The following is a 12,672-nucleotide window of genomic DNA, read 5'->3' as shown; positions in this document are numbered from 1 at the left end:
AAGAATAATTAATCGAAATACTCGCCGCGATTTATTATGCGGCATTTGGAGAGGGTCAAATGGACAAGGCTAAAGATATTATTCCCCAGCTACAGCAATTTTTATCTGCTGAACAGCTGCTGACCGGTGAAAATGACAAGGCTTATTACACCAGGGGATTCCGGGTCGGTCACGGCAAGGCGCTCGCCGTCGCCATTCCCGATTCGCTGCTGCAACTCTGGCACATTCTCAAAGCCTGTGTCGCCTGCGACAAAATCATCCTCATGCAGGCGTCCAATACGGGCGTTACCGGCGGGTCCACGCCGGATGGCGACGATTACGACCGCGAGGTCATTATTGTCAGCACCCGCCGAATCAAGGGCGTGCAGGTCATCGACGACGCGCGTCAGGTGATAGCCTTCCCCGGCAGCACCTTGACCGAACTGGAAAAAGCCCTGCAACCGCATCAGAAAGAGCCGCATTCGGTGATTGGTTCGTCCTGTATCGGCGCGTCGGTCGTGGGCGGCGTGTGCAACAATTCCGGTGGGTCGCTTATCCGTCGCGGGCCGGCCTTTACCGAAAAATCGCTGTTTGCACAAATCGATCGGGACGGCACGCTGTCATTGGTCAATCATCTTGGCGTTGATCTCGGCACAACGCCTGAAGAGATGATAGCCCGCCTCGAAAAGCAGGATTACACCACCGGCACGCAGAGCGACTGGGACGGCAAAATCTGGGCCGATGACTACGCGAACGTTATCCGCGATGTCGAGGCCGACAGTCCGACCCGTTTCAACGGCAATGTGCAGTATCTGCACGACAGCGCAGGCAGTGCGGGCAAGGTGGCGGTCTTCGCCGTGCGTCTTTCGACGTTTGAACGCGGCGACGAAACCCAGACGTTCTATATTGGCACCAACGACGAAAAAGAGCTGGTCGCACTGCGTCGCACGCTGTTGCAAAACCTCAAGGAACTGCCGCAGCAGGCAGAATATATCCATCGCAACGCCTTTGATCTGACCGTGCGTTATTCAAAACACGTGTATTGGGCTGTTGATCGACTGGGGCCGGAGTCTTTACCTTCGCTGATGGCAAAGAAAGCGCAGTGGGATGTACGAGTTAAAAAAGCCGGTTTTCTGCCGCTGAACCTCGTGGACAAAGTGCTGCAAAAGGTCAATAGCCTGACGCCGAAACGAGTGGCGAAGCGCATCCTGAACTACCGCGACCAGTTCGAACATCATTTGATGATCAAGACCGAAGTGCGTTTTGCCGGGGAGTTGCAGCGGTTGCTGAGGCAGTTCTTCGCCGATAACACGGGTCAATTCTTTGCCTGCGATGAACGCGAGGAGAAAGACGCCTTTCTGGTGCGCTTTGGGGTCGGCGGTTGCACCGTGTCCTATTGTGATTATTGGGGCATTGACGCCAACGAACGTCTAATGGCTTTTGACGTGGCTCTACGCCGCAATGATGACCAGTGGCGTATTATTTTGCCGCCGCATTTACAGGCGCAGGTGCTTGAAGATTCCTGCTGCGGGCATTTCTTCTGCTTTGTAAACCATCAGGATTACATCCTCAAACCGGGTGTTGATCCTGTGGCGTTCAAGCATGAAGTGCTGGAATATCTGGACCGGCGCGGGGCGAAGTATCCGGCCGAACACAATGTCGGCCATCAGTATCAAGCTTCCTCTGACTATGAGCAGCATATGCGCCAGCTTGACCCAACCAACAGCTGCAATCCGGGCATCGGGAAAACCAGTAAAAACAAATACTGGGCCTGATCTGCGGCCTGTCTCTCGGCTCGCGTGTGTAAATGACACAAAAGCCGAGTCGACATTGTCCCTCAGAAACCGTGCTCCTGCGCCGCCAGAATGTCATGGGCGGCTTTAACACGTGCTTCATTCGGATAGGATTTATTGGCAAGCAGGATAATGCCCCTCTTTTTGACCGGCACAAATAGCGCATAGGTCGAGAAGCCATTAGTTGAGCCGGTCTTGTTATAAATCGCCTCTTCACGCGGTGGTTGCGGCGGTGAAATAGCGTAAGCCCTTTGCGGATGAGTGATTATCGCCGCACCGTTGTTCTCAAGCAAGGTGGGAAGCGGGGTGGGATAGGAATAACTCTCCCACATTAAATCCTGAGTAAAGTCCGCCACCTGATAATACCCCGTATGCGTGGCATCGATAGCCGCCTGCCAGCTCGCCTCGACAGGCTGCGCACGCAGATTGATATTCAGGTAGCGTATCAGGTCGGCAGACCCTGATTTCAGACCATAGGCTTCGGCGTCCAGCACGCCCGGATTGACCCGCACTGGCTGATTCTGCTTGTTATAGCCCTGAGCGTATGCCGACATTTTATTCTCGGGCACCTGAATGAAGGTGTTATGCATTCCGAGCGCCGGAAGCAGCCGTTGCTGCATTGCGTCGGTGAACGGTTGCTCCAGACGCCTTGCCGTAAGCATGCCCAGCAATCCGATCCCCATATTGGAATAAATACGCTGCCGACCCGCCGGTTGCGCAGGCTGCCAGGCTTTCAACCAGGGCATCAGGTGCGGGATATCCTTAATGCCGTCCGGCTCGAGCAGGGGCAGGCCGGAGGTATGTGTAGCGAGATTTAACAGACTGATGTGGTCGAACGCCGTGCCTTGTAATTCTGGAAGATAACGGCTTGCCGGGTCCTGCCAGTGGATTTTCCCCTGCTGCTGCGCCCAGCTTGCGAGAGTTGCGGTAAAGGTTTTACTTAAAGAACCAATCTCAAACAGCGTGGTTTGGGTCACCGGTTGACCCGTTGCTTTCGACGCAACGCCGTAGTTGTAAAACTGCTCCTTGCCGTCAATCGTGACCGCAATCGCCATGCCGGGTATCTGATAGCGCTGCATAAGGGGCTCTATTATCTGGTCGATTTTCTCGCGCAGAGGCGTTTGCGCCTGAGCCGTGCCCATCATGGCAAGAAGCAGCGCGGTTGTGGCAATCCGTCGAAGGGGCATCGTATTGAAGTCCTTGTTAAAAAAGTGGCATAGGAAGCGTCGGAACACAAAAAGCACGGAAATTAGCCAACCAGTCTACGAAAAATCCAAAAAAATCAGGAAGGGTGCTCACGCCTTCCTGATTTTTTCATGATTTATTTATGAGTATTGCTGAACGGACGTTATCTGGCCGCGTTTTGCTGCTCGGTAAAACGTTTAAACACTTCCAGCGTTTCGTCGCTGACATGGTGCTCGACACCCTCTGAATCCAGACGGGCGGTTTCAGGGCTGATACCCAGTGCGATGAAGAAGGCTTCAACGATATTGTGACGTTCGCGGTTTTCCGCCGCCAGTTTTTCGCCTTCGGGGGTCAGGAAGGTCCCGCGATAGGGTAACTGGCGTACCAGTCCGGCGCTGGCCAGACGTTTTAGCGTTTTCGCCACCGTAGGCTGGGAAACCCCAAGACGCGCGGCTAAATCGACCTGTCGCGCCTCGCCAAATTCCTGAATCAGATCCGAAATCAGCTCGACATAATCATCCATTAATTCCCGACGATGCGCTTCGCGCACCTGTAAAAAGCCCTGAGCGTGATCTTCCACATCCAGCAATGGACCTACTTTCTTATTTTTCACTACGCCCGCCTTTTTCTTGCTCAATGGCTTTTTACTTATTTAAAAACCTCACCACTACGGCCAAATTCTTCGCAGTAATGTGAAGCATTGTAAACCAAGTGGGAGCAACCACCAATTTTTGATAACTTTGCTTTGGCTAACTAATATAGCCTGTGCTATACCTGTTTAATAAACCTTCGTTTAGCTGCATGCAAGATGCCAGGGAGTGTCGATGAATAAATGCCTGAATGCTCTGAAGCTGTATAGTCGTTCACCGTTTCAACTGCGGTTGTTACTGCTGAGCCTGATTGTTGCACTGATAAGCGGCAATGCGCTGGCCGAGGACGGTAAGGAAAAAAGAAGTTTAAGGTCGTCACCACCTTTACGGTGATACAGGACATCGCGCAAAACGTGGCGGGCGAGGCGGCAACCGTGGAGTCCATTACCCGGCCGGGGGCAGAAATACACGACTACCAGCCGACGCCACGCGATATCGTCAAGACGCAGTCGGCGGACCTGATTCTGTGGAACGGCTTTAATCTGGAACGCTGGTTCGGGCGCTTTTTCGCCAATATCAAGGATGTGCCTTCCGCGACGGTGACCGAGGGCATTGAGCCGCTGCCCATCAAGGAAGGGCCGTATCGCGGCATTCCCAATCCGCACGCGTGGATGTCACCGAAAAATGCGCTGATTTATGTCGACAATATTCGTGCCGCGCTGGTCAGGTATGATCCCGCGCACGCCGCGACCTATAACCAGAATGCAAAAAACTATGCCGCGAAAATCGCCGAGCTTGATGCGCCGCTGCGTGAACGGTTGGCGAAAATCCCGCAGGCGCAGCGCTGGTTGGTGACAAGCGAAGGGGCGTTTAGCTATCTGGCGAGAGATTACGCCTTCAAGGAGGCCTATCTCTGGCCCATCAATGCCGAAGAGCAGGGCGCGCCGCAGCAGGTTAGACGGCTTATCGACCTGGTCAGGCAGCAACAGGTTCCGGTGGTTTTTAGCGAAAGCACGATCTCGGACAAACCGGCCAGACAGGTGAGCAAAGAGACAGGCTCGAAATATGGTGGCGTGCTGTATGTCGATTCACTCTCGGGGGCAAACGGCCCCGTGCCGACCTACATCGACCTGCTGAACGTTACCGTAGGCACCATTGCAGAAGGGTTCGGACAATGAACACGACACGACTTGACCTCATCGTAGACAACATCGCCGTCACTTACAACAACGGCCATACAGCCCTTCGCGATGCCAGTTTTACTCTGGGCGGCGGGTCTATCTGCGCGCTGCTGGGCGTTAACGGAAGCGGCAAGTCGACATTGTTCAAAACCATCATGGGCATTTTGCGACCCACGCAGGGACGCGTCACGCTCGACGGCGTCGGCGTGGCCAGGGCGCTAAAAGAAAACCTGATTGCCTATGTTCCGCAGTCGGAGGAAGTCGACTGGAACTTTCCTGTGCTGGTGCAGGACGTGGTCATGATGGGCCGCTACGGCAAGATGAATTTCATGCGCATTCCGGGCAAAGAGGATAAACGTCAGGTTGATTCGGCGCTTGCCCGCGTAGGTCTGGACGGACTGGCCGGGAGACAGATAGGGGAGCTTTCCGGCGGTCAGAAAAAACGCGTGTTTCTGGCGCGGGCGCTGGCCCAGCAAGGACGGGTGATGCTGCTCGACGAGCCTTTTACCGGCGTGGATATCCAGACGGAAAACGCCATCATCGACCTGATGCGCCAACTGCGCGAAGAGGGGCATCTGATTCTGGTCTCGACCCACAATATCGCGAGCGTGCCCGAGTTTTGCGACCGCGTCGTGCTTATCAATCAGACCGTGATCGCCACCGGCCCGCTGGATACCACCTTTACGCGCCCCAATCTGGAAGCTACCTTCGGCGGCGCGCTGCGCAACATGGCCTATTTCGCGCCCGATGCGCCTTCCGCTGCCAACGCGCCGTCACCGGTAAGGTTGGTCAAATGATCGAACTGCTGCTGCAACCCTTCCAGTACAACTATATGGTCAAGGCCATCTGGGTCAGCGCGGGCGTTGGCGCAGTGTGCGCATTTCTGTCGGCCTATCTGATGCTAAAGGGCTGGTCGCTGATGGGCGACGCGCTCTCACACTCCGTGGTGCCGGGGGTGGCCGGGGCTTACGCACTGGGTTTTCCGTATGCGGTGGGGGCCTTTATCACCGGCATTCTGGCCGCGCTGTCGATGACCCTGCTGCGCCACTACACGCGCCTGCGTGAAGACGCGATTATCGGCTTTGTTTTCTCGACCTTTTTCGCACTGGGTCTGCTGCTGGTGTCATTGAATCCGACGGCGGTGAACGTGCAGTCGATTCTGTTCGGCAATATTCTCGGCATCGACGAGGCCGATATTCTGCAAGTGGAGATTATCGTCGGCGTCTCCTTGCTGGTGCTCTGTGTCGTGTGGCGCGATCTGCTGGCGGTATTCTTCGATGAAGCCCATGCCGTATCGATTGGCCTTTCACCGCTCAAGCTGAAAATTATCTTCTTTACCCTGTTTAGCGCCTGTAGCGTGGCGGCCCTGCAAACGGTGGGCGCAATTCTGGTGATTGCGATGGTGATTACGCCGGGTGCCATCGCCTATCTGCTCACCGACCGGTTTTCACACCTGCTTGTTATTGCTGTCGCCATCGGCGCGCTCAGCAGCGCCGTGGGCGCGTGGCTGAGCTACTTTCTTGATGGCGCGACCGGCGGTGTGATTGTCACGCTGCAAACCAGCCTGTTTATTCTCGCCTTCCTGTTTGCGCCGAAACGTGGATGGCTAATCACGCGTTTACGCGTGCGTGATGCCAGGAGAAATGCCTGATGCTTGAGCTGATTATGGAGCCGATGAGCTTCCCGTTTATGCAGCGCGCCCTGATGACCGCCATCGCGACAAGCGTGGTATGCGCCCTGTTTTCCTGTTTTCTGGTGCTGAAAGGCTGGTCGTTGATGGGCGATGCCATCTCGCACGCAGTGTTGCCAGGCGTGGTGCTCGCCTTTCTGCTCGGCCTTCCTCTGGCGGTGGGCGCGTTCGCCTCGGGCCTTTTTTGCGCGGTCGCGACAGGCTTTATCAAGGAACATTGCCGAGTCAAAGAGGATTCGGTGATGGGCATTGTCTTCTCCGGCATGTTCGCGGCGGGATTGGTGATGTTTTCGCGCGTCGATACCGAGCAGCACCTTAGTCATATTCTGTTCGGCAATGTGCTTGGCGTAACCGATGACGAGATGCTGCAAACGCTGATTATCGCGGCGATCGTCACTGCCGTCATCTTATTCAAATTCAAGGATTTGATGCTGTTCTGCTTTGACCCGATACAGGCAAGGGTGGTCGGGCTGCCGGTGCGGTTTTACCACTATGCGCTGTTATGCCTGCTGGCAATGACGATTGTGGCGGCATTGCAGGCCGTCGGTGTCGTGCTGGTGGTCGCCATGCTGATTACACCGGGCATCACGGCCTTTCTGCTGTGCAAGACATTGAGTCGAATGATGATGCTTTCCGTGACCGCGTCACTTATTGCCGCCGTTGGCGGCACCTTTATCAGCTATTACATCGATGCCGCGACCGGGCCGACCATCGTGGTGCTGCAGTCGGCCTTGTTCCTGCTGGCGCTGACGGTCAATCTGGTGCGCAAAACCCTCGCCAATCGCGACGTGAAGAGACAGAAAAATGCCTCTGGCCTTCGCGCATCATAAGTTAAGCCTATTATCTCTCTGACTGCCGTCAGGCTATGTTGAAGAGGCCGCAACGATGGCAAATTCAATTCTGATAAATGGGTCGCGACGGAGAAGAGATGAAAAAAGTTTCACTGTTGGTTTTGATGGTCATGGCAAGCTGCAAGGCTTTCGCGGCACCGGTTCCCGCCGAACTGAAACTGGGTATCGACCCGACGTTTCCCCCTTTTGAATCCAAAACGCCACAGGGGCAGATTGTCGGCTTTGACGTTGACCTCGGCAAAGCCATCTGTCAGAAAATGCAGGTAAAGTGCGTCTTCGTCGAAAACAGTTTCGACGGCCTTATCCCGGCGCTTAAAGCCAAAAAATTCGATGCCATCCTGTCTTCACTCTCAATCAACGAGGAGCGCAAAAAGTCTATAGCCTTCTCCTCAGCGCTTTTCACCACGCCGGTTTATCTGGTTACCGCCAAAAATTCGGGGCTTTCCGCCACACCGGAGGCGCTCAAGGGCAAGCGCGTCGGCGTACAGCAGGGATCGGTGTTTGAGTCCTATGCCAATCAATATTGGCGCGCAAAGGGCGTCGAGGTCGTGTCTTATGGCTCTCCCGATGAAATCTATGCCGATTTGGCGCTGGGTCGACTCGATGCCAGTCTCGACGATGCTGCATCGGCCACCGCGTCATTTCTGGACAAACCGCAGGGCGCTAATTTTCAGCTAAACGGTAAGGAAGTGTATGACAAAGTGCTGTTTGGCAACGGCACCGGACTCGGTTTGCGCAAAGGGGACGAACCGCTGAAGGCGGCAATCGACAAAGCGATTGGCGAGATAAAAGCTGATGGCACCTTTGCCAGACTCAATAAAGAATATTTCAAGTTCGATGTCAGTCCGCGCAGCTAGCGCGACGATATTTCATGCATGATGGCCATTCGCGCGCGGGATTCCTGCAAAAAGTCTCCGCGCGCGAGCGGCATTATCGCATTATGCAGGCACGATGCCGCGCGCCTTGAGGCAGGCCACAAGCGTAGTGAATGCCGTCTCCATCTGCGGGATTTCGACGCAGCCATAGCCGAGAATCAGCCCTCGGCGCGCGCTGTTATGCATGAAATAACCAGAAAGCGGGCGTGTCAGCACGCCTTTTTGCTCAAGCTCGGCGCTCAGGGCAACATCATCGAGCGTATCCGGCAGCGCCAGAATCATATGCAGCCCGGCACTGCTGTATTCACAGAGAAAATCTTTGCCCAGCTCCTGCTCAATCATCCTTGCCAGGGCATTTCGCCGTTTACCATAAGAAAGTCGCATGCGGCGAATATGCGCGCCGTAATGGCCTTCGCGAATAAACTCCGCCAGCGTGAGTTGCGCCAACCCGTTGCCGCCGCGATACAACTCCGAATGGGCAATCTTGAGTCTGGCTGCGAGACTGCGCGGCAGCACCACGTAGCTGGTCCGCATTCCCGGAAACAGCGTCTTGCTGAAGGTGCCGATATAAATGACGGGCGCATCGGGCTGCAAGCCCTGCAACGCAGGAATCGGGCTGCCGGAGTAGCGGAATTCGCTGTCATAGTCGTCTTCGACAATCCAGCTGCCGTGCTGCACCGCGAGTGACAGGAGGCGCTGCCGCCGTGCCAGACTCATCACCGAACCGAGTGGATACTGGTGCGACGGCGTGACGCAAATCAGGCGCGGCGGTGTTTCGTCGTCGAGCACATCGGGCGGATCCATACCATTTTCATCGACCGGAATGGCGCGCATCTCAATCCCGTTAATCGACAGAATATTGCGAATACCCCAATAGCTCGGCTCTTCAATCCAGGCGCTGTCACCCAGATCACACAACACCTTTGCCAGCAGATCGAGCGCCTCGTGCGTACCCGCCGTAATCAGTATCTGTTCCGGGGAACAGTTGACCGAGCGGGCAATTCGCAGGTAATCGGTTAGCGCGTGCTGCAAGGGCGAACATCCGCCGTGGCGCGAATAGGTGAGATATTGCGGGTCCAGTTTACGATTAAGCCGGTTTTGCAGTTTGCGCCAGATGGCGTGCGGGAAGCGGGTCACATCCGGCACGCCGGGCATAAAGGCGCCCCACTGGTGTGGTGCGACGCCGGTGCGCCCCAGCAGTTGCGTACCGCGTTTTGAAAGCTGAACCTGATTGCGCACCGGCAGCGTCACCGGACGAGCCTGCTCGGCGCTGAATCCTTCCTCCGGCAAATCGGCGTTCACGAAGGTACCACTGCCGGTACGTGTCTGAATATAGCCCTCGGCTTGCAGCTGTTCATAGGCGGCCAGCACGGTATTGCGCGAGATGCCCAGCTCTTTGGCGAGATCCCGCGAGGCGGGCAGGCGGCTGCTCGGCGAGATGCTGGCATCCAGAATCGCCTGCCGCAATGCCTGATACAGCCGCTTGTTGAGAGGGCTCCCGGTGACGGAGCCAATACGATGCATAATCAGATCGGAAAGTAGCGTGCGCAATTGGTACCTCAAAATAAACAGAACTGGCTCTGGATTATAGGACCGGTTTAACGATAAAAAAGCAAGAGGAAGTGAGTGATGCGCGAGATTTTTAACCCGTCACTCCACCCATTCATTCAAGGCGTGTCTTAATAAAACTAGCGAGTCGGGGTTATAAAATGGATCAGAGCGAATTGGAACAGCGTCGTAAAGCCGCCACACCGCGTGGTGTTTCCGTGATGTACGATTTCTACGCGGGCAAGGCCGAGAACGCCACGCTGTGGGATGAACAGGGCCGTGAATTTATCGACTTTACGGCAGGCATCGCCGTGCTGAATACCGGCCATCGCCACCCGAAAGTTGTTGCAGCGGTGAAGGCACAGCTTGAGCTGTTTACGCATACCGCCTATCAGGTAGTGCCCTACGCCAGTTACATCACACTCGCCGAGCGTATCAACGCGCTGGCACCGGTTGAAGGCGCGGCGAAAACCACCTTCTTTACCACCGGGGCCGAAGCGGTCGAAAACGCGGTGAAAATCGCTCGCTCGGCCACGGGGCGTTCTGGCGTCATCACGTTCTCCGGCGCATTCCACGGCCGCACGCTGTTGACCATGGCGCTGACCGGCAAAGTCTTGCCGTATAAAAAGGGCTTCGGGCCATTCCCGGCTTCCGTGTTCCATGCCCGCTATCCTAACGCGCAGCAGGGCGTGAGCGTCGAAGCCGCGCTGGAGAGTATCGAGTACCTGTTCCGCGCCGACATTAGTCCGCAGGATGTGGCGGCTATCGTCTTTGAGCCGATTCAGGGCGAGGGCGGTTTCAATATTGCGCCACAGGAATTTGTCGAAGGTCTGCGCGCCCTGTGCGATCAACACGGTATTTTGCTGATAGCCGACGAAGTGCAGAGCGGCTTCGCGCGCACCGGCAAGATGTTTGCTATGGAGTATTACGGCAGCGCAAGGGCCGACCTTATCACTATGGCGAAGAGCCTCGGCGGCGGTCTGCCTATTTCTGGCGTAGTCGGTCGTGCCGAGGTTATGGACGCGCCCGAGCCGGGTGGATTGGGCGGCACCTACGCGGGCAGTCCGCTGGCCGTCGCGTCGTCGCTGGCGGTGCTGGATATCATTGAGGAAGAGCAGCTTTGCGAACGCGCACAGAAACTGGGTGCCGAGCTGGTGGAAGTGTTGCAGCAGGCGAAAGCGGCCTGCCCGGCGATTGTCGATATCCGCGCGCGCGGATCCATGGTTGCGGTAGAGTTTAACGACCCGCAAACCGGTAAACCTTCCGCCGATATTACGCGCCGCTATCAGCGTCTGGCGCTGGAAGCCGGTCTGATGCTGCTGAGCTGCGGCATTCACGGTAACGTCATTCGTTTCCTGTATCCGCTGACCATTCCCGACGCGCAGTTCAAACAGGCGCTCGACATCCTGACGCAGGTACTGAAAGACTAACGCTCACCCCTTATCGCGCCCGCGTGCTGCGGTAAGGGGAACCTGTTTGCAAGATTGATAGCTGGTGATTGTTAAACCGGTAAATGAGCTGGAAGTTGTAGCGCAAAGCAGACTTCCTGGAGTAATTATGGCCTCACTCTCCACAGCGATTAGCGTTGAGGAGAAAAGCTCAGGAGGCCAGTAAAGTTATGGACAATGTCATTCAGAGGCTGAATTCCGCGCGTCCGGTAAATCACGTGTGGCAGGGCGTTCGTCCCGACACCCGTATTTCTCCGCATCTCCAGACCATCAATAATAGCCTCACCGTCATGTCGAGCTTTATCGCCGATACTTTTACCGAGTCGATAACGACTCAACGTTCGATTACTACAACCACTAATAAATCGCACCCCTTGCAGGTGTGGCAATATGGCTTGATTGCCATTGCCGCCTCGGTAACCCTTTTTTATGGCGCGCGTCTGTTGTCCCAGACCATCAATCGCTGTTTACCTCATCAACTTGCGCCCGACATTCAGGATAATCAGCAAAATTACCTTATGCGGCTTCATGAGATGTCGACGTTGCGAGTAAAGGAAGGGGCGAGAGACATTATCAAAAAAACAGCGGAGGGCGTATTTCGCCGTTTTTTAACGGGTATGGAAGAGAATCTGGACGGCCTGGACGCCACCGACATTGCGCACAGCGATACCAACACGTGCTTTATGTTAGCCATCCCGTTTAATCAATTTTATATAAAAAATCATACCGCACTGAAAAATCACGATTTATGGCTAAAAACCTTCCTGTTCAAAGACAACGCGACCTTGGTCGAGGACGACTTGAATGCACTTTATAGCGAATTAATGCTTCTGCAACTCTCCGCGTTGAAGAAAGATGTCGAAAGCGCCATAAAAGTGTTGGGGAATAAAAAATATAGCGCGTCAATTCAGTCTTTATTCGGCCGATTAGGCGTATCGAGCAGTAAAGAGCGTAGCTTGATTAAGAGCTATCTAAAAATATCGTTAACACGATGCAGGGATATTATTGATCTCATCACAAAGGATCCCGCAGACGCATTAATATTTTTCCATCAGGGAACGCTGTGCGAGGTAAACGCCTTTGTCAGTCCTTGCGACAAAGACCATCACCTGCAACTGTCGAATCAATTACTGGGCAGAAATGCCGAATGCCAGAAGAAAACGCTGTTGCATGAGATTTCGCATTTCAGTGATGCAGCAGGGACCGGCGATTATCTCTATGCCACCGATCTGCAATACGAGTTCTCGCTGTTAAGTAACAGAGTTCTTAAAACGGAAGACGCCAGGCTTCAGACTGCCAGAATGTATCCGCTTGAGTGGCCTCTCAACATTAAAAAAGTGACCTCACCGCTGGTGATGGCGGTGCTGAAACTGAACAATGCCGATACCTTTGCCTGGATTGCGCTTAAACTGGCTCAACTGGACAACGCCGTCGAGCGGGGTGAATTTGTGCTCGGCGACGCCTGGGAAACGCTGCCCGCGCTGCCGCTGCCGTGGGCCGGACGCGCGGCCCACGGGCTTGGAGGTTAATCG

General features: G+C 55.1%; 10 protein-coding genes and 1 pseudogene. 8 read left to right on the top strand and 3 right to left on the bottom strand.

What is annotated here, in order from left to right:
• Window positions 1-59: 59 nt before the first annotated feature.
• Complete coding sequence (gene dld / locus O1V66_RS07175; protein WP_045047836.1) at window positions 60-1,754, top strand: D-lactate dehydrogenase; 1,695 nt, start codon at window positions 60-62, stop codon at window positions 1,752-1,754.
• A 62-nt stretch (window positions 1,755-1,816) separates the two neighbouring features.
• Here dld and ampC read toward each other — a convergent pair whose 3' ends face one another.
• Window positions 1,817-2,959 carry a class C beta-lactamase gene (gene ampC / locus O1V66_RS07170; RefSeq protein ID WP_269128232.1) on the bottom strand — a complete coding sequence of 381 codons (1,143 nt, stop codon included), beginning with the start codon at window positions 2,957-2,959 and terminating at the stop codon, window positions 1,817-1,819.
• Window positions 2,960-3,120: 161 nt separating this feature from the next.
• Window positions 3,121-3,570, bottom strand: coding sequence for a manganese-binding transcriptional regulator MntR (mntR, locus tag O1V66_RS07165; RefSeq protein ID WP_152623619.1), 450 nt, complete (start codon window positions 3,568-3,570; stop codon window positions 3,121-3,123).
• Window positions 3,571-3,781: 211 nt separating this feature from the next.
• Between mntR and O1V66_RS07160 the strand changes: the two are divergent.
• The 5 genes and pseudogenes from O1V66_RS07160 to O1V66_RS07140 all read left to right on the top strand — a co-directional run bounded on the left by O1V66_RS07160 (window position 3,782) and on the right by O1V66_RS07140 (window position 8,126).
• Window positions 3,782-4,725, top strand: a pseudogene (locus O1V66_RS07160) (metal ABC transporter substrate-binding protein).
• Window positions 4,722-5,525 carry an ATP-binding cassette domain-containing protein gene (locus tag O1V66_RS07155; protein WP_045047840.1) on the top strand — a complete coding sequence of 268 codons (804 nt, stop codon included), beginning with the start codon at window positions 4,722-4,724 and terminating at the stop codon, window positions 5,523-5,525. Before O1V66_RS07160 ends, O1V66_RS07155 begins: the two are co-directional and overlap by 4 nt.
• The gene (locus O1V66_RS07150; RefSeq protein ID WP_045047841.1) at window positions 5,522-6,379 is read left to right on the top strand and encodes a metal ABC transporter permease; all 858 of its coding nucleotides are present in this window, start codon (window positions 5,522-5,524) and stop codon (window positions 6,377-6,379) included. The genes O1V66_RS07155 and O1V66_RS07150 overlap by 4 nt, the downstream gene beginning before the upstream one ends.
• The gene (locus O1V66_RS07145; RefSeq protein ID WP_045047842.1) at window positions 6,379-7,248 is read left to right on the top strand and encodes a metal ABC transporter permease; all 870 of its coding nucleotides are present in this window, start codon (window positions 6,379-6,381) and stop codon (window positions 7,246-7,248) included. Before O1V66_RS07150 ends, O1V66_RS07145 begins: the two co-directional genes overlap by 1 nt.
• A gap of 98 nt (window positions 7,249-7,346) precedes the next feature.
• A complete protein-coding gene (locus O1V66_RS07140) occupies window positions 7,347-8,126 on the top strand; it encodes a lysine/arginine/ornithine ABC transporter substrate-binding protein (protein WP_052673413.1) in 780 nt (259 codons plus the stop codon).
• 81 nt (window positions 8,127-8,207) lie between these two features.
• On the opposite strand, the gene pdxR is transcribed toward O1V66_RS07140, so the two are convergent.
• A complete protein-coding gene (pdxR, locus tag O1V66_RS07135) occupies window positions 8,208-9,695 on the bottom strand; it encodes a MocR-like pyridoxine biosynthesis transcription factor PdxR (RefSeq protein WP_045047843.1) in 1,488 nt (495 codons plus the stop codon).
• A gap of 158 nt (window positions 9,696-9,853) precedes the next feature.
• Here pdxR and O1V66_RS07130 point away from each other — a divergent pair, with 158 nt between their 5' ends.
• Window positions 9,854-11,122, top strand: coding sequence for a 4-aminobutyrate--2-oxoglutarate transaminase (locus O1V66_RS07130; RefSeq protein ID WP_045047844.1), 1,269 nt, complete (start codon window positions 9,854-9,856; stop codon window positions 11,120-11,122).
• A 188-nt stretch (window positions 11,123-11,310) separates the two neighbouring features.
• Window positions 11,311-12,669, top strand: coding sequence for a M35 family metalloendopeptidase (locus O1V66_RS07125; protein WP_045047845.1), 1,359 nt, complete (start codon window positions 11,311-11,313; stop codon window positions 12,667-12,669).
• The last annotated feature ends 3 nt before the right edge of the window (window positions 12,670-12,672 follow it).

Source organism: Rouxiella chamberiensis (assembly GCF_026967475.1).
In the GTDB taxonomy this organism is placed as follows: Bacteria; Pseudomonadota; Gammaproteobacteria; order Enterobacterales; family Enterobacteriaceae; genus Rouxiella; species Rouxiella chamberiensis.
Note: the sequence above shows the minus strand (reverse complement) of the source record. Positions and strands in the feature narration are given on the sequence as shown.